The organism is Candidatus Nitrosotenuis chungbukensis, from assembly GCF_000685395.1.
GTDB lineage: Archaea > Thermoproteota > Nitrososphaeria > Nitrososphaerales > Nitrosopumilaceae > Nitrosotenuis > Nitrosotenuis chungbukensis.
Genome location: NZ_AVSQ01000021.1, coordinates 45,639 through 70,060, shown reverse-complemented (window position 1 = coordinate 70,060; position 24,422 = coordinate 45,639). Strand labels below are relative to the sequence as shown.

Below are 24,422 nucleotides of genomic sequence, written 5' to 3'. Positions count from 1 at the left end.
GCTTATATTCAGAATTTTGAGCTTAAATTGTGAATGAAACATCGAAGGGGAGTAAGTCCGATTCTTGCCGTGATCATCCTAATTGGGATTGCCATTGTTGGGGGGGTGTTTCTGAGCAGCACTCAAAATCAGATTCTTTCTGCCACGCTGAGTGAAATTGAGTACAAGGTAACGGATCTACGAATGGAAAAGGACTCTAGTGGGACGTGTTATTTTTCTGCAACCCTTCACAATACTGGGACGGAGCAAATTCTATCTACCAAAATAAACACCACATCTGATGGCGGCTTTGACTGGTTCCCAAAATCTCCGCCAACTGAAGTTTCCCCCAGCCAGACCATCTCGATGTTTGAGTTTTTTTCGGGTAATCCATGCGGGAACTTTACTGCATCCAAAACATACAGCGTGGGGTTTGAAGCAAGCTCCCAGTCTTCCTCTTCTAAGATTATCTATCCAATGACAGTCACAGGCGTGATAAATAGATGAGAAGAAGAAGGGGCGTAAGCGAGATAGTAAGCGCTCTAGTAGTTGTCGCAGTGACTGTATCTGGACTGGGATTATACGTGGCGCTCTCTGAGCAGAGAATTCTTGGCGATGTGAGAAGCGTACATGACGCGATACGCACGTCCGAAGATCAGATAAACGAACTAGTCGAGTTCATTGACATGTTCAGAGAAGATGATAAAATCAGAGTATTTGTTCATAATTACGGCTTCAAAAACGTCACGATATCGAATGTCTTTGTTAATGGCACCAAAGATGCAACCAGCGACCTGACTCTCAAGGATCTAAACGGACTGACGATTAGTTCCATTCCTGTGGGAAAGACTGCTGAGATATTTCTTAATTTCACAGGAGATGTCGACATTCCAAAAACCGTAAAAACCATAGTGGTCAGAACCGATTCAAACAAGCTCATCGAAATAAGAAACGACACCAATTGACTGAAGTTCAGGGAATTTGTTCCTCTAGTCTTTGCTTGGAAGTGCATGCAATTGGGTTTCGTTTGCTCAAAACATGATATCATGTATTTAGATGAACTTGAAAAGTGGCACCAAATCGACAGTGTTTTCTAAAGCCCACAACGAAAGAGCGGAAAAAATGGTGCCAAGCTTTGACGCATTGGTGCTAAACGCCTTGTGCATGGTCTCGATTTCATTCTGGGTTTTTTCTAGTATTTTCTTTATTTGCTGCTGGTCTACTTTGTCGTCGGTTTTGATTCTTGCCGTTATTTTTCCTAGATCCGTTATGACGTAGTATCTGGGATTGAACCGCCTTCCGCGTGAATTCAGATGGTATATCTTGGAGTTGTAACTGTAGATGAGGCTTTTCTCCTCCAACCTCTGCATGACTGCATAGATGTTCCGTGGAGACTCGTTTAGGGTGTCGGCAAGAAACTGGAGCGATGATTTTTTGATTTTTGACAATATGAAGAGAACTGATTTTGCAGTCTTGCCAAGTTTTATGAATTCTTCAAGATTTTGTAAATTATCAAGTATTTCTTCTTCGATTTGAATGTCGACTAGAATGCCTTGGGTCTCTTTGGCAACCACTTGATTTTCATCATCAATTAGACCTTTGATCCTAACTGACTGCAAAATCTTTGATGTGTCGCGCTTTTTGTTTGTAAAAAATAGATAAAGCAATTGGAGGTTTTTCTCAGTTAACGTCGGGTATTTTTTTAGCAGTGAGAGAACTATTCTCTCATCGTTGCCAATTCTCATAGTACTCTCTTTGCGATACTAGTATCTTCAGCTCGGTGTTATCGTAGAATCTGTCGATGATCTCGTGCATTTTCTTTTTGCTGTATGATTTAGATGAGAATGACGGAAGGGGGTTTTCTATACTGACCTCCTTTCTTAATATGACGTTGTCCTGCTCGAGAAACTCGTACACCGTATGTGATTTTGCATCTACATCGTATTTTGCCCCGCACTTGCATGTGAATGGGATCTCTTTGTTGTGATTTTTTTCTGATTTCTTGTATCGCTTTTTTTCTTTTTCGTTTTGAACCTTGGTGATTTCGTTGATTATCTCGTAAATACTAGGTATCGATACGAGCGATTCATCTGCAGGTCCATACATTATGTCATGGAATATCCAGTCTACAACCTCGACTTGTTTTTGTGGCGAAATCTCTGCAAGGCTTGAGAGATGGGCAGGACTAATCTGCTCTAGCAGGAATTGGTACTTTTTCCTTGCAACGTTCATTATTTTTTGGATTACTGCCTTTGTATCGTCGTGTAGATTTTTGATCTGAACTAGGGATGAAATGTATTCTTCATTTACTCCATAAATGTCAGCAACATTTCTCATGTTGTGAAGAATTTGCATGTCTTCGTTTATCATGTCTGATAGCACCAGAGGATTAGAGTATCCCTGCCTGTTTAGGCGAAATGACCATACTCGTAGGTCCTGATAATTGATTACCCCATCTGCAAGTCCGCATTTGATTTCTCTAACTTGGGCGTTTGTTGCAGCGCTAATTCTGGCATGGCCATCCACAATGTAGTATTTTTTGTTGATCTTTGCAATAATTGGCTGCGGAATGGTCTCAAACCCGTTAGCACGTATGCTGTTTTGTAGGCTTTCAAAGTCCTTTTCTGGCATCATCCTAAACTGCCATGGATTTGCTTCGAGATCTTTGATTTGGATTAGGATCGTCTTCATGATATCACGCAAGAACCTGCTTTACCTTTGACTGGAGTATGCTGCTCGTGCATGCCAAAATTGCTTTTCTTGCAGCCGTACTTGGGTCTGCTTTTGTCATACTGAGATTGCGGACAGAGCGGGTTCTGATTAACTCAAAGTATCTGGAATTGGTCTCTTTTACTATGATGTCCTGAATTTTTGCAAGATATGCTTGCAGATAATACTCCTTGTCTGGGGGCTGAATCGAGATGTATGTATCGGTTTTCTTTGCAATTCTGTTGAGCATCTTAAAGAGTGACTGTTCTGACTTTTGCGTAGTTTTTCCAGTCGATTTCTCCAACTCGTAAAAAATTTCAGATAACAGTCTTGGTATTTTATGAATCCTGCATGCATGCGTTGTTGCAAAAAATATTGCCTTTTTCTTTGTTATTCCATGTTTTACAAGTTTTAGGGAAATTCGCATAATGGTCTGCGTCGCATATTGCGGTAAGTTGAGATTGTCTGCCAGCTTTAGTATGATCCAACTCATTCCATTTTTGTTAAAATTGCCAACATCATGCGTCTGCCAGGCATTGACGCTCTGTACCTCTGAGTAGCCGAGCACTTCCCCGCAGTCGATGCAAACATGTTCTCCGTCAACATCTGTTGGTGAATGAATACATGTTATTGTTACTGTGCTCACAATTAGGCTTGACTAAGTGTTGATCTATTAAACCATCAAATCGTTTTGCTTTCTTGTTATCTGTTCTGATTCTAAAGTCTCATTTCATCAATATGTGATATGGAGTATTGTTTGTAGACTGACCTCGCTGTTTTCATTTCTTTTTTAACTCATACAGTATGACTGCAACCGTAATCACGATATATGCAATTTGTGCCGACTCGACTAGTATTGCGTTCTGGCTAATGGAGCCGCCCCTCCCTGTTATTGGGTTGCCGGGAATTCTTGTGATTGCCCAAATTGCAAAAAAGACCGCGTTTCCTCCAATCCCTACTCCGTACCACGGAATGCCCCATCTGCGCACCATTGGAACGACCCAAAACACCTGGGCAATGCCGCCGACCAAGAACAGTATCCTGACATTGACGTTGTTTCCTAGCGAGTTTGGGCCATGGTTAGGTGTATTATTCCGCCAATTGCCGTTGCCGCAGCAGCTGCTATGTATAGCGCAAAAACTTTTCTCATTTCAGGCTTGCCTCAAAAAAGCCAAGTGTCTTCTCCCAGGCGTCCTTTGATTCCTCAGGTGCATACCTGTCACCTGATGGGTTTGCAAACGCGTGCTTTACTCCAGGATAAATGATGATTTCGTTTTCAATGCCAAGGTCATTTAGGACCGATTCAAATTCCCTGACTGTTTCTTCCGGAATTCCAGTGTCCAGTCCTGCAAATATTCCCAAAACCGGCCATGTTATCTTTGATAGTGCGGAAGGATCAGTCACAAGCCGGCCGTAATAGATTACAGTTGCATCCATGCCTGAATTGTTCAGGGCAAGGTTGAGTGACTGGCCTCCTCCAAAGCACCACCCGATTGACCCTATGGACTCGACGTCAAATCTTTCCTCAAGGTATCTGACTGCAGAATTCATGTTGTCAGTCCACTGCTGCTGCTCAAAGGTGCCAAGTATGACTCGCGCCTCGTCTGTGGTTGTTGCAACCTTGCCGTCATACAGGTCAACTGCCAATACAATGTATCCGTGCGATGCAAGCTTTTTGGCCATCTCTTTGATGTTGTCGGTTATGCCGAGATTCTCATGGATCATCACGACTGCCGGAAATTCTCCGTCTGCGGTGGGCCTAGCCAGGTATCCTTGAGCGTTTTGAAAATAGTTTACTGATTCTGTTTGAACCGTGTATTCTCCTACCGAAAATGCGACAGAGTTGTTGTTTTCATCTTTTACATAATCTGGCAAGACGTGGATTGCCCAGCCTCGCTCGATTAATTTTGCGACACTTGACGGCTTGACGCAAGCTGGCTGGCCGTTTGATTGTTTTAAGACAAGCTCCTGTCCCTCAGTGCATGTCACATCTGTTGCTTTTACCCCGTTTCTGATTTGCTGGAGCGGGGGAGGAAAATACGCAATGCTGTGCCCGTGCGTCTCCGTAGTCTCTTTTCCCTCAATGTCAAAGCTTTCTTCTAGCTCTGCCACTGGGTTTTGTGACTCTGCATCGACTAGCGTGATCATGCTGGTATGGTCATGGTGTCCGTTTTCATAGACTATTTCACGTGGCGAGGTATTTTGTTGGGTGACCGACTCTAAATATTCTGATTGAACTTGAATCGATGTTGATATTAGCAAAAATCCGGCAATCAGGCTGATTGTAAGAATGTGATTTTTTTGAATCATACTGTCTCTCGTTAAATGTTTGAACAAGAGTTTGCCTGCAACGTGACTCATGGATGCAGCTTTGAGCATTCGTGAACAATTGTAACTAAAAGAAAGAACCAGTCCATATGGAAAGTATGCCTAAATCACTATTAAATATGATGTATCTTTTGCTTTGCATTTAGGACAATTTTCATTTTAATGGTTGTGAGATATCGTGTCACGATGATCAGTCATATTTTTTGTATTTTCAAACTACGGAATCAATTTTGGTACAAACATGTAGAGCAACAATATGATCTCAATTCTACCCAAAATCATCAAAAATGAAAACATCGTAATTGTGAAAGAGTCCAAGCTTGCAGTCACCGTGCCAGTCCCCAGTCCTGTGGTAGTAAGGGCGGAAACCGCATCAAAATACGAGTCTTCAAAATCATATCCCAAAGATTGCATGTGGTTTGCAACAAACAATGGGATTGTGGGAAACGAAATGGCAAGTATCAACGCGGTAATTATCTCGTTTTTGTCTGACCGCGTTAGATTCTTTCTAAATAGATTTCTTATGCCTGCAAGGTTGATCAGCCTGAAAACTTTCAGGCCTCCGGCAGTTGAGAATCCGCACCCGCCAATCAACATCGCAACAGTAATTATGATTCCAGCTACGGGATTGAGGTTTTGTAGATTGATTGTCTGAAAACCAGTAGTCGTGCTGGCTGAAATAATATTGAATATGCTATCCATTGAACCGACATTCATCGAAAGCAAAAAGATAGTCGTTGCAGCCACCATGATTGCAAAGTATAGTGCAACCTCTTTGCTTATGTTAATCGACATGAATTTAGTTCTGACAAACGCATAGTGAAATCCAAACGGAAGTGCGCCAAGAATCATTCCTGCTATGATTACGGTGTGTTCTGGAATGGTCAGTCCTGCCAAAATTTGCGAATTGGGAATCCAGCCTCCTGTGGATACTGCGCTCATCGCCAAGGCAAAATTATCGATCAAGTTTCTCTCTCCCAGATAAAACAGCGCAACGGCTATGATTGTGATGTAAATTGAGAACAGAATCGTGATTGTGATTAATAGCTCGCGCAACTGGGGAACTCTGCCCGAAATAAAACTGCGCATCGTGCGTATCTTGTGCTCTGGAAAAAACGTCGTAACTATCAGGTAAACGAAGCTTAGCCCTCCCACGAACTGAGTGTAGCTTCGATAGAAAGTAAAGCTCTGCGGAAGATCTTCTGGTGTAGTGATCAGCGACAGTCCTCCTGTGGTAAAGCCAGCTGCGCTCTCAAAGAAGCTGTTCGCAAAGTGTTCTAGCGGCTTTGCAGCGTCATGTGGGACTACTAGCAAGTGGGGTATGGTGCCAAACAGTACAAGCAGCATAAAGCTCACAAAAACCAAAATTGCCACGTCTCTTAGTTTTAGGGGCCGCCTCTCTCCGTACGTGTTCATGAAAAACCCTGTCATGAATAGCAATGTGGACATTAGGTAGATTCCAGTAGCCGGAACGGTCTCCCACAGTATGGTGGCAATCACTGCTGGAATAAACATCAGGACTCCTGCAAACTGCAGCACTATCCCTAGATTCCAAATTATGGTCCAAAACGAGGAGTGTTTTTCGTGCTTTGCCGCCAGATGATTCTTCATAAGACTGATGATGGTATTTTTGTACAACATGCCGACAATCATGTTTTCGCCTGACACCACAACAAGCTTTCTTACCTTGTATTGATGCATCTGCTCCAAGGCATCTGAAAGAGTCTTGTTTTGATTTATGGTGATTACTGGAAACGTCATAATGTCTCCCAAGGTGGTTTTTGCAGGGTTGATAAATGCCTCTGATGTCTTTTTTAGGACATCCTCATCTGTTACTAGACCAATCGGATTTTCGTTTTTGTCAATTACTATGATTTCGTCTATGTTTGCCTTGACCATTTGCTTGCATGCAACTGGGATGATGGCTGACTCTGCAAGCTTTACCACATCTGGATTTGCATAGGATTTGACTACCTGATTGAGATGGGTGGAGAGATCTGGAGATTTTGGCAACTAGATCAACTCAACGCCAATATTGGTCACTGATTAATGTTATGTGCAGCTTTATCTTCAGTGGAAATTATGGTTTTAAATAATGCGTGGGCACGCGCTTCGCATTTGGAATAATTCCATTTGTATGAAAAACTATCCTGATGAAAAATATTCGTACTGTGAAAAGGGTCCGTTCAATTCATAGAAGATAATGCTCTTATGACATCGGTTTTGCTGATCATGCCTGTAACACCACCATTTCCATCAATAACTGCAAGACCGCTCACGTTGTTGTTTAGCATTATTTTACAAGCATTCTCGAGATCATCGCTGAATTTTACAGTAAGGATTTCTTTAGACATTACGTCTTTTGCCAATGATATACTTCCAAAGCCCTTTTCTGACAAAAATCCTCTCCTTATCTGATCTGACAACGTGAATCCTTCATCGTCTTCTTCATTGCCCAGTTCCAGGGATATTCTGAATAGATCTTTAAACGAGAGTATGCCTGCAGGTTGCTCATTTTGGCTTTTAGTAATTATTCTTGAGATTCTGTGCTCAAGCATTTTTCTTACCACCTTGAAAAGTGGAGTTGCGTTATGAGTCGATATGTAGTCATGGGTCATAAAATCGACTACTTTGTGTTTTTTCGAATAGTTTTTTGAGTAATACGTTGCAAGATCAGTCTTTGTAAAAATGCCCAGTTGGCTGTTTTCCTTGACGCATAATGAGCTGATTTTTTTATCAATGAGTGTTTTTGCGCATTTTTCAACTGTTGTGCTTCCATCAACGTATTCTATGTCGTTCATGATGCTAGAAAGTGGTATCTTGTCAAGGCCGTATTTTGTAGAGTCGTTGAACAAGAAAAATCCGACATCTTTTTGAGAAATTATTCCAACAGGATTTCCAGAGTCAAGAACAACTAGCCTGCTTATGTGATTTTCGAGTAATTTTTTGATGACATCTGACATTGTAGAATGTTTTAGGATCCCAATCGGTTTTTTCGCTAATTCCTTTACCTGCATACGAATCAGTGTGATTTTGTGTTAATAAGAAACTTGATGATTTTCTTGTTTGATTTTCGTAAATCGAGCAAAATTTTCCTGTGTTGGTTTTTTCAAATTGAAATTATGCAGTTTTTAACTTGAAAAATAACCAATTATTTTCTCGAGGCTTAAAATGCAATAAGCAGTATTTTCCTTGGAGTTTTTCGCCCTTTATGTTCAGGACCAACTTTTTTGGTTCATTTTCTACTGTCTCAAACGTCCCCCTATCCCAAATTTTCACTGATCCTGCGCCATAATTCCCCTCTGGAATTTGCCCTTCAAACAAGGCGTATTGTACTGGGTGATCAGGGACAGACACTGCCAGTCTTTTTTCTCCCTCTTTTGTTGGGGGTGTTTTTGGTAAAGCCCAACTTTTCAATACTCCGTCAAACTCGAATCTCAAATCCCAGTGCAATCTTGATGCATGATGTTCTTGTATTACGTAGACCGGTCTTACCATCTTTCTAGAATCATATTGTTTTACTATGTCATTGCAAAAGCTTTCAGTAATTTCCGACATTAACTGGTCCCTGCGCTCACCTCATTTGGTACTCGTAGTTACGGATATCATTTCCCCTGAGACGAGTTTTTGGCTCAACACTCCTCTACTGCGTCTGTGTGGACTAAAAAAGAATGTCTACCGGGGTGAGTTATGTGCGAAAAGCGCGAAACCCTACATTTTGTCATCCCAAGCAAAGCATTTTGACAAAAGTTCAAATCTTTCAAAAGTATACAACATTACTTACTTTCAAGTGAGTCTAGAAGAATTTGGATCCAAAATAAGACCCAAATCGTATCGGGTCTAGGTGGGACCGATACTAATCTGTAGTGTGCTAAGAAAGCCCAAATTAGGATTTTAATATCTGCAATCAAAAATGAACCTATACTTCAAAATTTCACTAAACGCCAGTCATGCGCTCTTATACTTTTTGACTATTTCTTCAAGTATTTCTGGGGCAAACGGCTTGAAAACCACTTCTGTTGGCTTCAGTGCCGACAGTTTCATCTCGATATCGCTTCTCAAGTCTGCTGTCACGACTATCACCTTTGCATCGGGATTGATTTTTCTGATTCGTTCCAGTGCGTAAAACCCATCATAATCTGCCATCATAAGATCCAAAAATACCATGTCTGGTCTATGTCTCTCATACAGTTCGACTGCGTCTTTTCCGCAGTAACCTCTTGTCAAGACATTTACGTTTAATATTTTCAAATAGTCGACAAAAACCTCGACGGTATCTCGGTCATCATCAATCACGATTGCACTAGTCATCCATCAAATGTAAAAAAATTAGTTAATAACATACCAACTTCGATGAATTGAAGTTGAAATAGATAAGAGCTAACGACTCTAATGATTCCAATTTGATACCAGAAAAGTTTTCATGGTTTTAAAATTTTCATTGTCTGTGATCACTGTAAACATACTAGACATTATTATCAAACGATAAAATACCCTGTCATGAACCTGACACAAATGCATGTAAAATTAGGATTCTTTCAAATCATTTACGATTCACCTACAATAAAAAAATTGTCGAGAGGATAGCTGATGAGTGTAGTTTCACAAGAAAAGAAATCCTAGTAGTCGATGATGCCTCCTTTATGAGAACCGTCTTAAAGGATATTGTCAAAGGAAATGGCCTTGCTACCGAGGTAATCGAGGCAGCAGATGGCATTGAAGGAGTAAAGGCATATCAGGCACACAAACCAGATCTTGTAACTATGGATGTGAACATGCCAAGAGCTGACGGCATTCAAGCGTTACGCGCTATTATGAAAATTGATCTCGTTGCAAAGGTGATAATGGTCACATCTATTGAGCAAAAGCAAATTGTTCAGGATGCAATGAAGATTGGGGCACGAGATTATATCGTAAAGCCATTTGACAGAAGCAATGTCGGATTGGTAATCAACAAGGTTTTGCGACAACGATAAGATCTGTAATTAATGCCAGACGGGTTTGTTTGCAGGTTTTTAGTCTAGATTCTATCTAGGCAGAATAAAACTAATCTTTTACCCATACAATGAAAGATTCCGTGGTGCGTTTTAAGCATCCCAAATCAAGATTTCCAGTCTCAATAACCAAAAACAAGTTTTCTATCATGCGTTAATTTTTGCAATTCTGATATTTTTTGCCAGTAACCCATCTAATATCTGCAAGATTCTTTTAATGTCAAAAGGCTTGTACACGATAGCGGAAGCGCATAGCTGCCTCAATCTGTCTTCTGTCTGCTCTGTAAGATCCGCCGTGATCATGATTACTATGGCATCTGGGTTTGTTTTTCTAATGTTTTCGAGCGCATAAAACCCGTCGTATGGTTTGGGCATCATTACATCCAGAAAAACCACGCTTGGCCGCAGTTTCTCGTACATCTTTACGGCGTCTCTTCCTGTGGACCCAGTCCCTACCACCCTTATTCCATTAAACTGGAGAAAATCAGTAAAAGTTACGACCGTGTTATAGTCATCATCCACAATAATTGCAGTCAAATTTGCGTTTTTTATCATTTCATGCACACCGTTTTGTCCATTGCCACCCCATCATACAGCTGAGAAACTGCGTCTGTATCGCATTCAGAAATGTATGGAATCTGCATGTTTATTGTAGGTGCCATTAAGTCCTCAGGGGCTGTCGAATGACCAAGACCAATCGCATGACCGAACTCATGCCTTACTATTGCCGCTAGTCCCTCATCAGAAATACCATCTGCATCATAGATGATAATCTGCGACTTGAGGATTTCATTCCCATCGACTGTTGACTTTGTAAATCCCGAATAGCCGTCCTGGTCTTTTAGCGTAGATAGTTTTATGATTATGTTTCCTATTTCAGACTCAGATTCAATTATTTTGAACTTGATCGGTATCGCGTATTCTGTTTTTATCATCGAAGATTCCTCCAGTGCTCCCCTCCACCCGGCAAAGTAAGTTGAGCTGGTGCCTAGTCCCTTGTGAGTGATAGAATCGTCTATGATTATTTTGTCCGTTGAAAGAATGGCGTCTTTTATCGACTTTATTTTGCGCTCGTCAACAATGCCCGAGTTTACAATATTTACAACCAGCGTGGACTCTGCATCGATTTTCCAAAATTTCCACGTGTCTACGGTATCCCCATTAAGATTTTCTACCATGTATCTTGTCTTGAATGGTGTTACAACTTCATCTGACTTTAACTGAGTAATTGCGATAACGGATCCAGACGCCATAATTGTACATATGGCTATACAGCAAATGGTTCTGAGATTGATTCGTTTTTTTAATGTCTTTGTGCCTGACTCGGATGCGATTTTTGCAGCTAGTGCGTATGATGCGATGTTTCTCTGGTTTTCAAGTACTTCGATTCTGTTTTTCATTATTTTGGTTATGTGTGCAAATATGATCTTTTGCTGCTCAAGATCTATCATTCTCTCTTGTTCCAAGTTTAATATCTCACCAATTCTTCAGATCCTAAAAATACTGCATCTGTAAATTTGTGTGAATTCTTAATTGTCATATAGGTAATTGACGGTGTGTTTATTGCAATGCTTTCTTTTTTGCAGTTTACATTTTTTTTAACAACAAAAAACTTGATCATGCATATTATGTTCGTTCAACACATAACAGCAGTTATCTGTCTAAACTGGATAGGCAAAACTTTATAGCCTTCCGCAATTTTCTTCGCAAAAATGTACTAAACTACGCCTATCATTATTTCGTGGTTTCATACAGTATTACCTTCTTATCATTTTTAGAAAGATCATGAAACAAGTAGGGTGACTTACCGTTTAATCACTTTCTAAAAATACCAAAATAGCGACATTCTGTAGCACACCTTGAGAAGACTCAATCATAAAACACGTGAAACGCGGTTTTGTAATTCTGATACTGGATATTTTCTAGTTCTTTTTGGGTTTTCCTTTTTTATTTCGTTTGTAAGTGATTGGTTTGGCAAGACAGATTCTTCGACCATGCGCTCAATAGAGGGATTTTACTATGTTGTTTTTGTCATAGGCAGATTCGACTTCATAACGGGAATAATCGTCCAAATTGCTGGTGGGGTAGTTTTGCTTGTGGATAGAAAAAGAAAGAATCCATAATGCTCAGAATCCAAAATCCATCCATTTTACGCATAATCTGGGTCTAAAATTAGTCCAAAATGGTTACTGGTTCTCACTAGATTCGAGATTAATTCCAACCTAGTGGATTTACTATCCGTTCAAACCCTGCAAATGATCAAAACCTGCAGGGGATATTAAAAAAAGAGTGTCTGCCGGGGGTGGGTTTTGAACCCACGACCTCCAGATTATGAGTAATGCCCTTTGCTGGAGACTGGCACTCTAACCAGGCTGAGCTACCCCGGCACAAAAACGCCTAATTTCATGGCGCAATTAAATGATTCTACAATTATTTTGGTTCAGGCAGGTTTTGGCAAAATCTGAAAAATGTGATCTGGTTCAAAAAATTACTGGGACATTATTTCTTTCCAACTGGTGTTTACGTTTTTTACCCAGAGGAATTTTCTCTGAAGCGAAGTGGTGTAGAGTTTTTCCCACTCTGCTTTTACCTCGTCTGTCCAAGCCTTGAATACGCGTGGGTCGATATAGTTGCGAAGCGACGTTCCCAAGTTGTAGTCCTTTGTCTGCTCTGTGAGCGTGATTGCAAGCTCGAGTTTTTTCGCCCTTTCCTTTAGGCGCTCTTTTTGCTTGTCTGTTTTTACCTTTACCTTTTCAAGATTTTTCAGGGTCTCTCTTTTCTTTTGCAGCGTCTCCTCAAAGTTCTTCGGGATGGTCCTCTTGTGGTTGCACATCATTGCGGCCTGCAGGTTTGCCATTTTTGCAATGTATAGTTTCTCAGTCTCGCTTTTTCCCTTTACGTCAAGCTTGTCCTTGAGATAGTTCTTCACCTGTGTCGTGGCAAGGTATGTTCTGAAGACCTTTGCAGTCAGGCCCTTTACTATTCCGCCCAAAAACGCGTTTACGTGCCTTGACGTGATGTCGTGAAAGATCTCGTCCTTTGGGCTCTTGTTTGCAGTCAGTTTCTTCAGGTTTTCATACAGCGACTTGTCGTTTCCCTCGGCACGTATGGTTTCCTGCCATCTGACACTGTCTTTTCCCAAAAAGTCAAAGTGAATCTTGTCATCTTCAAGCTTTACGTGCTCCTTTCGGAGTGTTGTGGCACCGACGGTGTCTGCCTCGTCAGGGTCCTTTTCGTCTCCGACTCTCATCGATGTCCTGTAAATGATATAGCAAACAGTTGCAATGCGGCTGACCTTTGGGTCCTTACTGTTCATTCCTTTTGTGATGGCGTCCTCTATCTTTTTGATCTCTTTTCCAAGCTTTGCAGCCTTGTCGTATTTTGCCATGTCTCGCTCCTGCTTGAGTCCTGCCGTGTCTGCAAGCCACACGTACTTTATCTTCTCAGAAAGAACATCGGTCCAACACGCAAGCCACATGGAATCGTGTTCATGCACTATTTTTTTCCAGTCTCCTGGAGGGACCTTTGCCTCCTTGCCTAAATTCAGAATTACGTCCCTATGAGTGATCTTCGGCTTCCACTTTCCCCTCATCGGGTGATCTCCCCTCCCTATGAAAATTCCAGGCGGCTCTGCCATGTAGTTTGCAACCTCCACCTCATGTCCGTCAAGTATCGCCTTTCCGTAGATTCCTTTCATCTTTTCTCGCAGCTCCTTTCTTTTTTGCGCGATTGATTTTTTCTCCTCCTTTGTCATCAGTTCACGGGAGGACTTTTCCTTGTCCACTAGCTTGAATGCCTCGGTAAAATCGATATCAGAAATGCTCAATCCCTTGAACTTGCCGCCAAACGTGGCAGCAAAGTCCGCAACAAAGTTCTTTTGAAAAACTGCGTCCTTGACATACGGCGTGTCCTTTTTCTTTGCCCACTGGTATGCCATCTCCTCCTGGTTTGCGTCAAGCTTTACTGGCTGGCCCTTTATCTTGATCGTAAACCCCTTTGGCTCGTAATCAGGCGGAAATATTATCCCATTGTGTTGTAGTGTTTTCCATTTCATAATTTATCATGCCTAAATTGCAGACTTTGATAAAAACTCGTTATCTAGCATATATCAATTTAACCACTGGTGGCTTTTGCCGAATCTCATCCTGTCAAATTATCTGTTCAGTATGCCCGCCTTTTTTATAAAAATCTGTGAAATTTTAGAATTTAGGGGGTAACGTACATTTACAAAAAAACCATCTGATGTGCGCGGTTTTTATTTTGAATAAATGCCTAAAATCTGATCTAGAACAGTTCTTTTTTGAGATAGTTCTCAAACTCGATGTCAGTTTTCATCTTTTTTGCCTCAAGGAACATTGCAGCGTCATTTCCTACCGGGTATCTTGGAAGCGGGTTTTTCTCCTTTAGCACCCGAACTATCGTGTCTGCCACTTCTTTTGGAGGGGTTCCCATCTGCGCCATCATCTTGATCCCGCCAACCACCTTGTCTGTGAGCTCCTTGTACGGCGAGTCAGGCCTTGGGCTCTTTGGCATTCTCATGGAATCAAGAAAGTTTGTCTTTATCACTCCCGGTTCAATGATTATGGTGTTTATTCCAAACGGCGCCATCTCGTACCTCATGCACTCGCTTAGCCCCTCTAGTGCAAACTTTGAGCTAATGTAAGCAGGTGAGCCAGGAAATCCTATTCTTCCGGCGACAGAGCTCACATTCACAATTGTGCCCGCCTTTTGATTTCTCATGATTGGCGCAACCTCGTGAATCAGTCTTACCGCCCCAAAAAAATTCGTCTCAAACTGTTCCTTTAACTCCTCAACTGAAATATCCTCAAGACATCCGAAAATTCCATATCCTGCATTGTTTACCAGAACGTCCAGCCTGTTTTTCTCCTTGACTATCTGTGACACTGCGTTTTTTATCGAGTCCTTGTCATCGACGTCTAGCTGGATTACCTTTAGAGTGAGGTTTTCTTTTTTTGCGGCCTGCTCAATTTTAGACGACTTGGATGTGTTGCGCATTGACGCATACGTAAAGTAGCCGTCACGTGCAAGTCCTAGTGCGGTCTCTAGCCCTATTCCGCTTGAGCATCCAGTAACCAGGGCAACTTTTTCCATGTGTAGTGTTTGTTTGTGGTTCTTAATTAATTGTAAAATCACTTGCCTTGCAAATTATACCAGCGGCCTATCTCCCTCTGTTGGCTCTATGATGTCTGTGATTTCGCCGTCGTTGATTCTCTGCAGTATCTCGTTTGAGGCCTTTTTGTGCAAGAATTCGTTGTTGTTCCCGCATCTGTACGAGAACGTGCAGCGGGGGCATCCTGCCTCGTTTGTGCACGGGCACTCCTTTACGATGTGCAGGCTGCGCTCTAGTGCTTTTTCCAGCCTGTCGTACAGTGCCTTGCTTGCGCCATTTCCGCCTATTGCCCCGTCATAGATGAAAATTAGCCCAGACGTTCCAAGCGATATTCCGCCCAAGTCCTGCGACACTCCGCCTGTCACCATGTTGCTTCCCTCAATTATGATGTGCTCTGTCGCGTGGTACCCGCTTGCCTCCGTGTATTCAGAGTTTTCTGACTTTTTCATCTCGTCTGTAGGCCTTGGCGCGTGTATCACGATTCCCTTTGTCACAAAGTCGTATTCTAGCGGATTCTCAAGGAGGATCTTTTGTCCCTGGGTCACCTCCTGCCCAAGCTCGATGTTGACATAACCGTATACCTTCTTTTGGATATGCAGCTTGCAAAAGCAGACCTCTGCACCAAATGCCCTCCTTTTCTCGTATATTGTCTCAATTGTAGGCCATTCCTCGGTAAGCGCCCTTGTATAGTACGGGTAGTTCCGCGGGATGGAAACAATCTTTGCAAACTGTTTTTTCGGATAATCGAACTCCTTTACCTTGTAGCGCATTCCTGCAAGAAAATAGATTGCAGACTCGTGCAATTCCTCTAGTGCCATCGGGAGGACCCTGTCGCCTACCTTTTTCTCGTTTAGGAAAATATCAATTGACTTTCCAATCCCGCGTATGCTGTATTCACTTTGCATGTCCTTTATGGCAGGATAGTTGGGGACATACCGGTTTTCCTGCAAAACCAGTCTTCCCGACTCTACATGTTTTCTTATCGCCTCTGAATGCTCTGCCATCTCGTGCATGGCAATTGGCTTGTCGCACGCCATTGCAAGCACTTGGAACTCCTCCACAAACGGATTTTTTGGATCGATGTATGTCTGCTCTACGTCCTCAAAATAGTTGTCAGGGTGGTTCTTGTAGTACTGTGAAATCGGATCATTTCCAAGCGCCAAAAAAGCAAATCCCCGCTGCCCCTTTCTTGCAGCCCTCCCTATTCTCTGGAGCAACCTGTTGATCGGGATGGTGGACGATATCACGCCGTCAACGTTTCCTACGTCTATTCCAAGCTCAAGTGTTGGGGTGCACGATATTGCAGAAAGCCTGTCCTCCTTGAATGACCTTTCTACAAAGTTCCTATAGTTTGCCATCAGCCCAGCTCGGTGCACCTTGATGTCTATCTTCTTTTTTCTTGCCTGCATCGCTATTAGCTCAGAGTTTAGATGCGAATTTGAAAACACCATTGTCTTGTGCTTCTTTGATGTCAGTTTTTCAAGCAGGTCGATCATGAGCGCCCTCTGGGTCCTAAGCGACGGAAATATCATGACCAAATCCGTCTCGCCTTTTTTTCCGGAGCCCTGTATGAGGTCCATCTTTGCGCCAAAGAGATCCTCGCAAAACTCTTTTGCGTTATCCAAGGTGGCAGACGATGCGACAAACTGGATTTTCTTGCAGATTCGTTTGAGGCGCTTTATGATATAGTGCACGTTTGAGCCAAATATGCCAGAGTACACGTGCGCCTCGTCCACCACTAGGAACTTTGCAGTGGTACATGCGGACGCAAACTTTGTCCTGTACATCATGTGATAGTGCAAGACGTCAAAATTTGTAACTATTATCTGGGGAGGGAAGTCAATGATTTTTGCCCGCTCTGATTCCTTTGTGTCGCCGTCAAAGACGTCTGCCAAGACGCCGACGCTTTTTGCAATTTCCATGATCTTTGGGATCTGGTCCCGGGCAAGTGCCTTTGTAGGGTACACAAATATCGCAAGTATTCCCCCCTTACTGCTGTCGCTTGCAACTTTCTGTATCACTGGGATGGCAAATGCCTCTGTCTTTCCAGACGCAGTTGGCGCAGTAATTACAACGTTCTGGCCGAAAATTATCTCCCGTATTGCCTCTTCCTGGAATCTGTAGAACTGAGTGATGCCCTTTTCACGCAGGTATCTTGTCATTCCGTCATCTAGCCCCAAGTCCTCGACTGGACTTCCCATTTCTGGCGGCGGGCTTGTCACTGCCTTGTAATATGAGATGTAGTCTTTTTTTGAATAAAGCACCTCCTTTGTTATGGGATCTGGGGAGGCATTTCCGATCATCTTCTTTATCTCAGATTCGTCGCGGATTATTCCTGATTCTTTTAGCTCTGCCTTTAGCTGCTTTTTGCCCGGAGTGGACCCATCGTCGTACCTTGCCAAGAACTCCAGGTACACCTCGTCCATGTTTTTTGCAAACTCGACTAGGTCCTCAAGGCCGCACTTGCACGTTATCATGTATTTTTTGTTGAACGTCTTTTGGATCTCAAGTGCCGACTTGCACTTTGGGCAGGAATACTTCATGTCTTCCACCCTCTTAGGTATGGTATGGATTTATCGTTTGGTGGTACGGTGGTGCTAGTTTGGGGTCATGCATTTGGTCTATTGGGGAATAACATACCCATTGGATCTAGTCAACCTTAACTCAGTAAATATGACAATATGGTAAACTTCGCCTAGTTATGTATAATGATCATCCCCTACGTCTCATGGGAAGTAGTGCAGGAAGCTACGCAAGAGGCGTAGCTGCAATTCACAAAAAATACCAGTCTGCCATAAAACATGCAAAGACAAGGCAAGCGGTTCTGAACGCCTATTGGAAGCACAAGAAGGAATCAGAAACATTGCTGGCAAAACATCTCAGAGAAGAGATGGGCGAAGTCAAACGCATAAAGGCAAAAATGGAATATAGATAAACGGAGACCGACAGGACGCCTAGTCCGAAATCTCCCTACTCTTTTTGTATCATGCTTTGAGCCGGTACTGGTTCCTATCTAGCCTGTTCTTGGCAAAATCATAGTATTCAGGGACGATTTCAAATCCGACATACTTGCGCTTTAGCATCTTGCTTACCACTGCAACCTGTCCTGAGCCCAGGAAAGGATCAAACACCACGTCCCCAGTCTTTGAGGAATACTGGAGAATTTTTTTTATGATTTCCGCAGGTAGTTTGGTCGGGGTCTTTTTGTCGCCAGTCCAGTACTCGCGCTTTATTTCCCAGACGTCTTCCTTGTCCCTGTAGTGGAGGCTGTGCCCGTCTTGAGTCCTGTCTGTCTTTTTGAATCTCACAAACGGGTAGAACTTTCTTTTTTTCTCGTCCTTGCAAACATAGATGCAGTGGTAGTGCGACGTGACGTATTTTCTTGACGTGACTACGCCAAACTGGTATTTCCAAATTATGTGGTTTATCGTGGTAAATCCGACGCTGTCTAGCGCGTTTAAGATGTCCTTGAGGTTGTTCCACCCAGAAAAAACATACATGCTTCCGGATTTTTTCAGAATTCTAAATGCCTCTGACATCCACTGGAATGTGAAATCGTAATAGTCCTTTTGCTTGATCTCGTTGTACCCCTGCATCACCCTTGACGCAGTCCTGTTGTAGTTTTGCCTGGTTGCCTTAAAGTCGATTGCAAACGGCGGGTCTGTCACTATGAGATCTATTTTGTTTGGCAAAATGGATTTCATTCCATCAATACAGTTCGTGTTGTAAATCCTGTTAAATGAAATGTTTTTCAAGACTGCTTTTTGTCCTTTTGGCCGGGGTCGTTTTTTGGCATTTTTTCCGATACTGCCTTTTTTATCTCGTCGTCTGTCTTTGCTGCAAAGTCAATGCCAAGTGACTTTGCCATTGCCTCCAGCTTCTGCCTTTCGTTTTGCACGGGATTTGTTATGTTGAGGTTTGCGTTTGTGATTCCTGAGATTTGGTTTTGAATCTCCTCCTTTGCCCTGTTGTATTCGCCGACTGTCCGTCCAAGCTTTTTTGCCACGTCTGGGATCTTGTTTGTACCAAAAAGCACGATTAGGGCCACAAGTACTATGATTACCCACTCGCTTCCCAAGATGTTAAGGGCGTAATCCTGCATGGTTGATTTTTCACCTGTCGAAAAATAAAGTTTGGCACTAGTCTAGATCTGTCCAGCAACCACTGCACAATTATGCACAATCTAGTTAAAGATCCTAACGCCTGATTCCATTTCATAGGGTTGAAAACACTAGCACTAGTCCTGTCACTGTTGGTAGTAAGCATGGCAGTTTCTCCTGCATTTGCCGTGATTCAGACGCTTCAAACAGACAAGATGGCATACAAAAAGGGAGACAAGATTACCTTTAGCGGCACAACCGATTCCGAACATGCAAACAAAATGGTCTCAATCAAGATTTACGGCCCCAATGGCCAGTTTGTCACACTGCTTGGCGGTACGTCTGATTCAGACGGAATATTAAAAATTAATCCTGTGGACACCTCTTTGGAGAAATATTCTACCAAGTTTGCACAAAAGGGGGTTTACAACGCAACTGCGTTTTATGACGCAGAGCCAAACTACAAAGGCAAGTTCACGCTATTTGATTATTCTGCCGATGGTTCCCCTGTCAGCCCGTCTGCAGCCGACTTGATGAAAGGAAAGTCCTCAACTACAACTACACCTACAACGCCAACTACACCCACGACACCGACAACACCCACGACACCGCCGTTACAGCCGCCGACAACTGAACCACCAAAGACAGAAACCCCAAAGACTGAGGAGCCAAAGACGACAGAGCCTGAGCCGCAAGAAAAACCAAAAACAGTCATACCGGGATTTCCAGATCCTAAAAAAGACCCTCAGACGTATGTTGACAGATACAAAAATGAACCTGCGTTCAAGGAATGGTTTGACAGGTACTTCCCAGGCGAATCGATCTATGATGTAGTGGGGCTGCCTGATCCTGCAAAGACGCCGGCAACAGTTCCGGGATTTCCAGACCCGTCAAAAGACCCTCAGACATATGTTGACAGATACAACAGCGATTTGGCGTTCAAGGAATGGTTTGACAGGTACTTCCCAGGGCAGACGATCTATGAGGTGGTGGGACTGCCAGAGCCCCAGCCGATAGTTGGGGTGTGTGGCGAGGGAACCGTTCTTCAAGACGGGGTCTGTGTAGTCGAGCAAAAGAGCGGAGGCGGATGCCTTGTAGCTACTGCAGCATACGGGACGGAGCTTGCGCCCCAAGTGCAGAACCTAAGGGAGTTGCGCGACGGCATGCTGTACAGGACAAATTTCGGCTCTGCATTTATGGACGGATTTAACGCATTTTACTATTCGTTTAGCCCCGCTGTGGCTGACTGGGAAAGGCAAAGCCCACTGTTCAAAGAAGCGACAAAGGCCGCGCTGACACCGCTGCTATCCTCACTGTCAATTCTGAACTATGCAAACATCGACTCAGAACAGGAACTGCTCGGATACGGAATAGGGGTAATTCTGCTAAATATCGGAATGTACTTTGCACTTCCTGCGTTTGTCATACTGAAGATTAGAAAGCGACTTGCGTAAAGGCACGTCAAATCTGCGCCTTGATCTTTTGTAAAAAAACACGCTGATTAGTTGGCTGCCAGTTTCAGGCGTGTTTTTCTAATCATCCTGACCTAGGTGACAGATTAGTCAATCATACTGACAAACTCATCCATAAAACTAACACAAACGTAAGCGCGGCTTAATAGCATTGCATGCAAACAGACTGCATGGCAACTGTGAAGCGAGTCCTTGTACTTCCTACCGTGATCGCCATGATTTCCATGATGTTTTTCTCCGTCCAAACCGTTGCGGCAGACCCCGTGGTCACAAGTAACCTAAAAGTATCCAAAGTTTGCGGCGACGGACTGTGTCCTGCAAAACCATACCCCACGTCTGATAAAGTGACATCTGACAATAAAATGTACGATAAAAAAACATCCCACAACAAAGTATACGACAAAAAAATGTCCGACAGAAAGGTAATTGGTAAAATGATGTATGACAGTAAAATGTTTGACAAAATGATATCTGAGAAGAAGGCAATGTCTGACAAGAGAACGTTTGAAAAAATGATATCTGACAATAAAATGTACGATAGGATGATGTCTGATAGTAAAACTTATGATAAAATGGTATCTAACAAGAAAATGTCAGATAAACTAATGTCTGACAAGATAATGTTTGATAAACTAATGTCTGACAAGAAAATGTCCGACAAACTAATGTTGGACAAGAAGATGTCTGACAAGTAATCTGAAGTAACCGCCGTTAACCGTATCAGATCAAAATCGCTGATTTTATAAAAACGTGCAAACTAGGATGCCTGTTCTAGCGACTTTCTTTTTATCGCAGTCATTGCAGAAATTCCAATCCCTGCCCCAAAGAACACCAAGTACGGGATTGCGTTTCCTGAGAACTCTGATATCAGGCCTGATGCTATTGGGCCGACTGCCCACCCAATCCCAAACGTGGTCTCGTACGCGCCAATTATCACGCCTGACGTTTCCCGCCTGACCTTTCTTAGGATTATCTCAAGGGTGAACGGGAAAATCACACTAAACCCAAATCCCATGATTGCCATCGCTATCCCAAACTGTATGATGGATTCTGAAAAAAACGACAGCAAGAGTCCTGCCGAAATGCAAAGGGTTGAGGAGACCATGGTTCTTGTAATGTGCCTTGCAAGTCTTTCTGCCAGTGCAAGCGTTATGACGCGCGAAACACCAAACACGAAATACAGTATTTCTATTGCAGTTGCCGACATGTGACGGTCGTTTAGAAATGCAGGATGTATTGCCAGGATCATCCCAAACGATGAAGCGCAGTAAATCAAAATTGCAATCACGTGAGGAAACTTGGTCATCTCCATGATTCCTGAAAACGAAAACTTGGAGTGGGGCAGCGGCGTGTGATTTTGTGCAACCTTGATTGAAAATATTATGGATGACGCAAGGACAAACGTTGCAATCTGGAACAAGAGCCTGTATGACGCATCCATCCCCTCGAGGAGAAACGACCCTATTAGCGGGCCAATCATAAACCCGCTGACAAAAAACCCCGTGAACCTTGCGATGTTCTTTATGCGGGACTCGGGCGTGCTTGCGTTTGATATGATTGATTCTGCAGGGGGCCAGAAAAACGCGTGCGCCACGCCAGTCATTGCCCTAAATGCCATTACCTCTGGGACAGACCTTGCAAGCGCAAGCAGGTACACTGACGACGAGTTTATGATGATTCCAAGTGACAGGATTCTTCCGTTGTTGAATCTTCCAAGCAGAGCCCCTACAAAAACCGGGATGAATATGTACGGGATAAAGTTTGCAAGGCCAATCAACCCCAAGTCTGCATACGATGCCCCGAGCTCGTTTTTTGCAAATATGGGAACAAGCGGATTGTGCATCCCGTAGGAGGTGCCAATCAAAATGGCCGTGATGTTTACAAGGACTAGTGTTCTGTTCATTTGTATGCTGCAACCATTATTGCGCCGCCCATTAGATCCGTGTCAAATTCGACGCGGGAGAACTTTTCTAAGATCAGCGATTCGAGCTTTTTGTTTTGCGGCCACCTCTTAAACGTCCCGTGCAAGGTCCCGAACTTTAGTCCGAGCCTGCCGCCTACTGCAAACGCAATGATTGGCAAAATAACTCTGAGATAAAACGAAACGCCTGCGCGGATTAATGCGCTGTCTGGCTTTCCCAAATCAACTATAACAAAGCGGCCACCGTTTTTTAAAACCCGGTGAATTTCTGAAATTGCAATTCTGAGATTTATTGCATCCCGCAGCGAGTACCCGCACAGGACTGCGTCAAACTGCCCGTCCTTGAACGGTATGTGCTCAAAGACCCCGCACGACAGGTCTGGAGTTTTTTGAAAATACGTGCTCGTGTTTTTCAGCATCGGAACAAGCGGGTCGTAAAGTGTAATGGCAAGTTTGCCGCCGCAGATTTTTTCTGCAGTCCTTGACATGTTCCCAAAGCCGGAGCCTGCATCCAATATCGAGTCCCCTGGATTTACTCTTCCATTTATCCCCCTGTTCCTGTGCTCCGTATCCTTTCCAAGGGAGATGTACTTGTTTACCTTGTCATAAATCGGGATTATCTGCCGCAGGACCTCGATTACCTCTCCCCAATAGCTTCCAAGACCCATTAGTACTAGGTACTAATCAGCTATAATTTGTATTAATCCTCCGGAACCGTGCAAAAGCCCAGTCTGGTGTGATGAAATTCCAAAGTGTCATTTCATTTTGATCACGATTCCCTTTCCAAAGTCCGGCGCAAAAATCGTATACTCGTGCATGTTGATTATCTGCTGCATGAATTTGGCATTGTCCAAAAATTCCGTGTTGTATATTTTCAGGACAGAGATGTCGTGCTTCTCAAAGAGTGTCTGGATGTATTCTTCAAGTGACAATAGATCCTGCTGCTGTGCCCTGGTGAACCTGTCGTGCTGCAATATTATTCGCGAATGCTCTTTTGCGTTTTTCACAAACTCTTCAATTAGTTTGGAGATCTGATCCTTTCTGTGATTAGTTATGTTGTGAATTTTCAGGCTGTTGCTTGCCTTGTAGCCGGCCACGTCGATTCCAGCAGAGGCCATGTCTGCCTCCACGTTATGTGTGGCCTCGCACGAAAGATAAAGGCACATGTGACCGCTCCTCAGCCCTATGTCCAAGAAAAGGAACCCAAGCGACTTGGCGTAGCTTTGGTTGTCATAAAATACGAGCAGGCTAGATTTGTCCTTTAACTCTCGTATGAATTTTGCCGGCTCGCTTTCGTTTTGTGTCAAGAATTTCTCAGTACCTGATGTTCATTGATTTCATAGTTTGGGTAAATCTGCGCAACTGCTCAAGGAAAATCATCCCCTTCTCTGTTATGAAAAAAGTGTTCCCCCTGCCGTCCTTGACTGCATTTACAAGGTTTGCGTCAACAAGCTTTTGGCATTTTTCGTTTACCGAGCTGTGCGAGACGTTTGCCGCTTTGGTTATTGCCGATATCATGATTCCGTTTCTCCCCGAGTCTGCAATTACGCCCAAAATGTCGTTGAGTATTCCTATTTCTGAGCGGTACTGCTGCTTTGCCATCATGATCCCACCATAGCCGATGCGCCCGAAGTGTTAACTTCCATTAATCTGAATTTCAATTCACGCTGGATCTGTTTCATAATACTATAAGATTTTTGGTAAAATGTAAATTTATTTGTCGCCCGCAAGCAATCTCTAGGCAGCATCATTTGCAAGTATGTTGTCAGTTGCCCTATTTAGCTTGTT

At 43.2% G+C, this 24,422-nt stretch carries 28 protein-coding genes and 1 tRNA gene; 7 read left to right on the top strand and 22 right to left on the bottom strand.

What is annotated here, in order from left to right; all coding sequences use genetic code 11:
* Window positions 1–33 precede the first annotated feature (33 nt).
* Together NKMY2_RS09405 and NKMY2_RS09400 are read left to right on the top strand one after the other, a co-directional pair.
* Window positions 34–486 carry an archaellin/type IV pilin N-terminal domain-containing protein gene (locus NKMY2_RS09405; protein WP_052347756.1) on the top strand — a complete coding sequence of 151 codons (453 nt, stop codon included), beginning with the start codon at window positions 34–36 and terminating at the stop codon, window positions 484–486.
* The gene (locus tag NKMY2_RS09400; RefSeq protein WP_042687615.1) at window positions 483–944 is read left to right on the top strand and encodes an archaellin/type IV pilin N-terminal domain-containing protein; all 462 of its coding nucleotides are present in this window, start codon (window positions 483–485) and stop codon (window positions 942–944) included. Before NKMY2_RS09405 ends, NKMY2_RS09400 begins: the two co-directional genes overlap by 4 nt.
* A gap of 87 nt (window positions 945–1,031) precedes the next feature.
* On the opposite strand, the gene NKMY2_RS09395 is transcribed toward NKMY2_RS09400, so the two are convergent.
* The 9 genes from NKMY2_RS09395 to NKMY2_RS09355 form a co-directional block, all read right to left on the bottom strand.
* Entirely contained in the window at window positions 1,032–1,724 is a 693-nt protein-coding gene (locus NKMY2_RS09395; RefSeq protein WP_042687612.1) for a hypothetical protein, read from the bottom strand.
* Window positions 1,705–2,670: a ParB/RepB/Spo0J family partition protein gene (locus NKMY2_RS09390; RefSeq protein ID WP_042687608.1), complete on the bottom strand. Its 966-nt coding sequence runs from the start codon at window positions 2,668–2,670 to the stop codon at window positions 1,705–1,707. The genes NKMY2_RS09395 and NKMY2_RS09390 overlap by 20 nt, the downstream gene beginning before the upstream one ends.
* A 4-nt stretch (window positions 2,671–2,674) precedes the next feature.
* On the bottom strand, window positions 2,675–3,334 hold the full coding sequence (locus NKMY2_RS09385; protein WP_042687605.1) for a cyclin family protein: 660 nt from the start codon (window positions 3,332–3,334) through the stop codon (window positions 2,675–2,677).
* A 133-nt stretch (window positions 3,335–3,467) separates the two neighbouring features.
* The gene (locus NKMY2_RS09380) at window positions 3,468–3,719 is read right to left on the bottom strand and encodes a hypothetical protein (protein WP_042687602.1); all 252 of its coding nucleotides are present in this window, start codon (window positions 3,717–3,719) and stop codon (window positions 3,468–3,470) included.
* A gap of 115 nt (window positions 3,720–3,834) precedes the next feature.
* Complete coding sequence (locus tag NKMY2_RS09375; protein WP_052347754.1) at window positions 3,835–4,998, bottom strand: dienelactone hydrolase family protein; 1,164 nt, start codon at window positions 4,996–4,998, stop codon at window positions 3,835–3,837.
* A 234-nt stretch (window positions 4,999–5,232) separates the two neighbouring features.
* Complete coding sequence (locus tag NKMY2_RS09370) at window positions 5,233–7,029, bottom strand: potassium transporter TrkG (protein ID WP_042687599.1); 1,797 nt, start codon at window positions 7,027–7,029, stop codon at window positions 5,233–5,235.
* Window positions 7,030–7,202: 173 nt separating this feature from the next.
* Complete coding sequence (locus NKMY2_RS09365) at window positions 7,203–8,033, bottom strand: CBS domain-containing protein (RefSeq protein WP_042687597.1); 831 nt, start codon at window positions 8,031–8,033, stop codon at window positions 7,203–7,205.
* 103 nt (window positions 8,034–8,136) lie between these two features.
* The gene (locus NKMY2_RS09360) at window positions 8,137–8,574 is read right to left on the bottom strand and encodes a DNA polymerase ligase N-terminal domain-containing protein (protein WP_042687594.1); all 438 of its coding nucleotides are present in this window, start codon (window positions 8,572–8,574) and stop codon (window positions 8,137–8,139) included.
* Between the two features lie 390 nt (window positions 8,575–8,964).
* Window positions 8,965–9,327 (bottom strand): response regulator, encoded by a 363-nt coding sequence (locus NKMY2_RS09355; protein ID WP_042687591.1) that lies wholly within the window; start codon window positions 9,325–9,327, stop codon window positions 8,965–8,967.
* A gap of 272 nt (window positions 9,328–9,599) precedes the next feature.
* On the opposite strand from NKMY2_RS09355, the gene NKMY2_RS09350 reads away from it, so the two are divergent.
* Window positions 9,600–9,992, top strand: a complete 393-nt coding sequence (locus tag NKMY2_RS09350; protein WP_042687588.1) for a response regulator — start codon at window positions 9,600–9,602, stop codon at window positions 9,990–9,992.
* 165 nt (window positions 9,993–10,157) lie between these two features.
* Here NKMY2_RS09350 and NKMY2_RS09345 read toward each other — a convergent pair whose 3' ends face one another.
* The 3 genes from NKMY2_RS09345 to NKMY2_RS11040 all read right to left on the bottom strand — a co-directional run bounded on the left by NKMY2_RS09345 (window position 10,158) and on the right by NKMY2_RS11040 (window position 12,006).
* On the bottom strand, window positions 10,158–10,565 hold the full coding sequence (locus NKMY2_RS09345; RefSeq protein WP_042687583.1) for a response regulator: 408 nt from the start codon (window positions 10,563–10,565) through the stop codon (window positions 10,158–10,160).
* On the bottom strand, window positions 10,562–11,476 hold the full coding sequence (locus NKMY2_RS09340; RefSeq protein WP_052347750.1) for a matrixin family metalloprotease: 915 nt from the start codon (window positions 11,474–11,476) through the stop codon (window positions 10,562–10,564). Before NKMY2_RS09340 ends, NKMY2_RS09345 begins: the two co-directional genes overlap by 4 nt.
* A gap of 407 nt (window positions 11,477–11,883) precedes the next feature.
* Window positions 11,884–12,006, bottom strand: a complete 123-nt coding sequence (locus NKMY2_RS11040) for a hypothetical protein (RefSeq protein ID WP_255347582.1) — start codon at window positions 12,004–12,006, stop codon at window positions 11,884–11,886.
* Between NKMY2_RS11040 and NKMY2_RS11035 the strand changes: the two genes are divergently transcribed.
* Window positions 12,005–12,133 (top strand): hypothetical protein, encoded by a 129-nt coding sequence (locus tag NKMY2_RS11035; RefSeq protein WP_255347580.1) that lies wholly within the window; start codon window positions 12,005–12,007, stop codon window positions 12,131–12,133. The genes NKMY2_RS11040 and NKMY2_RS11035 overlap by 2 nt on opposite strands.
* Before the next feature lie 171 nt (window positions 12,134–12,304).
* Here the strand turns inward: NKMY2_RS11035 and NKMY2_RS09335 are convergent.
* The 4 genes from NKMY2_RS09335 to NKMY2_RS09320 form a co-directional block, all read right to left on the bottom strand.
* Window positions 12,305–12,397: transfer RNA gene (locus tag NKMY2_RS09335), tRNA-Met, on the bottom strand.
* A gap of 101 nt (window positions 12,398–12,498) precedes the next feature.
* On the bottom strand, window positions 12,499–14,064 hold the full coding sequence (locus NKMY2_RS09330) for a DNA topoisomerase I (RefSeq protein WP_042687580.1): 1,566 nt from the start codon (window positions 14,062–14,064) through the stop codon (window positions 12,499–12,501).
* A gap of 230 nt (window positions 14,065–14,294) precedes the next feature.
* A complete protein-coding gene (locus NKMY2_RS09325; RefSeq protein ID WP_042687577.1) occupies window positions 14,295–15,122 on the bottom strand; it encodes an SDR family oxidoreductase in 828 nt (275 codons plus the stop codon).
* 54 nt (window positions 15,123–15,176) lie between these two features.
* Window positions 15,177–17,684, bottom strand: a complete 2,508-nt coding sequence (locus NKMY2_RS09320) for a DEAD/DEAH box helicase (RefSeq protein WP_042687574.1) — start codon at window positions 17,682–17,684, stop codon at window positions 15,177–15,179.
* A 185-nt stretch (window positions 17,685–17,869) separates the two neighbouring features.
* On the opposite strand from NKMY2_RS09320, the gene NKMY2_RS09315 reads away from it, so the two are divergent.
* On the top strand, window positions 17,870–18,076 hold the full coding sequence (locus NKMY2_RS09315; RefSeq protein WP_042687570.1) for a hypothetical protein: 207 nt from the start codon (window positions 17,870–17,872) through the stop codon (window positions 18,074–18,076).
* 49 nt (window positions 18,077–18,125) lie between these two features.
* On the opposite strand, the gene NKMY2_RS09310 is transcribed toward NKMY2_RS09315, so the two are convergent.
* Together NKMY2_RS09310 and NKMY2_RS09305 are read right to left on the bottom strand one after the other, a co-directional pair.
* The gene (locus NKMY2_RS09310; protein WP_042687567.1) at window positions 18,126–18,896 is read right to left on the bottom strand and encodes a DNA-methyltransferase; all 771 of its coding nucleotides are present in this window, start codon (window positions 18,894–18,896) and stop codon (window positions 18,126–18,128) included.
* Window positions 18,893–19,243: a twin-arginine translocase TatA/TatE family subunit gene (locus NKMY2_RS09305; protein WP_042687563.1), complete on the bottom strand. Its 351-nt coding sequence runs from the start codon at window positions 19,241–19,243 to the stop codon at window positions 18,893–18,895. Before NKMY2_RS09305 ends, NKMY2_RS09310 begins: the two co-directional genes overlap by 4 nt.
* A gap of 120 nt (window positions 19,244–19,363) precedes the next feature.
* On the opposite strand from NKMY2_RS09305, the gene NKMY2_RS10400 reads away from it, so the two are divergent.
* Both NKMY2_RS10400 and NKMY2_RS10395 read left to right on the top strand, forming a co-directional pair.
* Entirely contained in the window at window positions 19,364–20,695 is a 1,332-nt protein-coding gene (locus NKMY2_RS10400; RefSeq protein ID WP_052347748.1) for a CFI-box-CTERM domain-containing protein, read from the top strand.
* Between the two features lie 188 nt (window positions 20,696–20,883).
* Window positions 20,884–21,408: a hypothetical protein gene (locus NKMY2_RS10395; RefSeq protein ID WP_157832528.1), complete on the top strand. Its 525-nt coding sequence runs from the start codon at window positions 20,884–20,886 to the stop codon at window positions 21,406–21,408.
* 62 nt (window positions 21,409–21,470) lie between these two features.
* Here NKMY2_RS10395 and NKMY2_RS09290 read toward each other — a convergent pair whose 3' ends face one another.
* From NKMY2_RS09290 to NKMY2_RS09275, 4 genes are all read right to left on the bottom strand, one after another.
* Complete coding sequence (locus NKMY2_RS09290) at window positions 21,471–22,616, bottom strand: MFS transporter (protein WP_042687560.1); 1,146 nt, start codon at window positions 22,614–22,616, stop codon at window positions 21,471–21,473.
* Window positions 22,613–23,302, bottom strand: coding sequence for a class I SAM-dependent methyltransferase (locus tag NKMY2_RS09285; RefSeq protein WP_042687558.1), 690 nt, complete (start codon window positions 23,300–23,302; stop codon window positions 22,613–22,615). The genes NKMY2_RS09290 and NKMY2_RS09285 overlap by 4 nt, the downstream gene beginning before the upstream one ends.
* An 87-nt stretch (window positions 23,303–23,389) precedes the next feature.
* The gene (locus NKMY2_RS09280) at window positions 23,390–23,941 is read right to left on the bottom strand and encodes an MEDS domain-containing protein (protein WP_042687555.1); all 552 of its coding nucleotides are present in this window, start codon (window positions 23,939–23,941) and stop codon (window positions 23,390–23,392) included.
* A 7-nt stretch (window positions 23,942–23,948) separates the two neighbouring features.
* Complete coding sequence (locus NKMY2_RS09275; RefSeq protein WP_238549823.1) at window positions 23,949–24,239, bottom strand: winged helix-turn-helix domain-containing protein; 291 nt, start codon at window positions 24,237–24,239, stop codon at window positions 23,949–23,951.
* Window positions 24,240–24,422: the final 183 nt, after the last annotated feature.

Coding starts and splice junctions, on each gene's coding strand:
- NKMY2_RS09405 (WP_052347756.1), top strand. CDS start 34: ATGAAACATCGAAGGGGAGTAAGTCCGATTCTTGCCGTGATCATCCTA.
- NKMY2_RS09400 (WP_042687615.1), top strand. CDS start 483: ATGAGAAGAAGAAGGGGCGTAAGCGAGATAGTAAGCGCTCTAGTAGTT.
- NKMY2_RS09395 (WP_042687612.1), bottom strand. CDS start 1,724: ATGAGAATTGGCAACGATGAGAGAATAGTTCTCTCACTGCTAAAAAAA.
- NKMY2_RS09390 (WP_042687608.1), bottom strand. CDS start 2,670: ATGAAGACGATCCTAATCCAAATCAAAGATCTCGAAGCAAATCCATGG.
- NKMY2_RS09375 (WP_052347754.1), bottom strand. CDS start 4,998: ATGATTCAAAAAAATCACATTCTTACAATCAGCCTGATTGCCGGATTT.
- NKMY2_RS09365 (WP_042687597.1), bottom strand. CDS start 8,033: ATGCAGGTAAAGGAATTAGCGAAAAAACCGATTGGGATCCTAAAACAT.
- NKMY2_RS09360 (WP_042687594.1), bottom strand. CDS start 8,574: ATGTCGGAAATTACTGAAAGCTTTTGCAATGACATAGTAAAACAATAT.
- NKMY2_RS09355 (WP_042687591.1), bottom strand. CDS start 9,327: ATGACTAGTGCAATCGTGATTGATGATGACCGAGATACCGTCGAGGTT.
- NKMY2_RS09345 (WP_042687583.1), bottom strand. CDS start 10,565: ATGATAAAAAACGCAAATTTGACTGCAATTATTGTGGATGATGACTAT.
- NKMY2_RS11035 (WP_255347580.1), top strand. CDS start 12,005: ATGCGCTCAATAGAGGGATTTTACTATGTTGTTTTTGTCATAGGCAGA.
- NKMY2_RS11040 (WP_255347582.1), bottom strand. CDS start 12,006: ATGGTCGAAGAATCTGTCTTGCCAAACCAATCACTTACAAACGAAATA.
- NKMY2_RS09330 (WP_042687580.1), bottom strand. CDS start 14,064: ATGAAATGGAAAACACTACAACACAATGGGATAATATTTCCGCCTGAT.
- NKMY2_RS09325 (WP_042687577.1), bottom strand. CDS start 15,122: ATGGAAAAAGTTGCCCTGGTTACTGGATGCTCAAGCGGAATAGGGCTA.
- NKMY2_RS09320 (WP_042687574.1), bottom strand. CDS start 17,684: ATGAAGTATTCCTGCCCAAAGTGCAAGTCGGCACTTGAGATCCAAAAG.
- NKMY2_RS09315 (WP_042687570.1), top strand. CDS start 17,870: ATGGGAAGTAGTGCAGGAAGCTACGCAAGAGGCGTAGCTGCAATTCAC.
- NKMY2_RS09305 (WP_042687563.1), bottom strand. CDS start 19,243: ATGCAGGATTACGCCCTTAACATCTTGGGAAGCGAGTGGGTAATCATA.
- NKMY2_RS10395 (WP_157832528.1), top strand. CDS start 20,884: ATGGCAACTGTGAAGCGAGTCCTTGTACTTCCTACCGTGATCGCCATG.
- NKMY2_RS09290 (WP_042687560.1), bottom strand. CDS start 22,616: ATGAACAGAACACTAGTCCTTGTAAACATCACGGCCATTTTGATTGGC.
- NKMY2_RS09285 (WP_042687558.1), bottom strand. CDS start 23,302: ATGGGTCTTGGAAGCTATTGGGGAGAGGTAATCGAGGTCCTGCGGCAG.
- NKMY2_RS09275 (WP_238549823.1), bottom strand. CDS start 24,239: ATGATGGCAAAGCAGCAGTACCGCTCAGAAATAGGAATACTCAACGAC.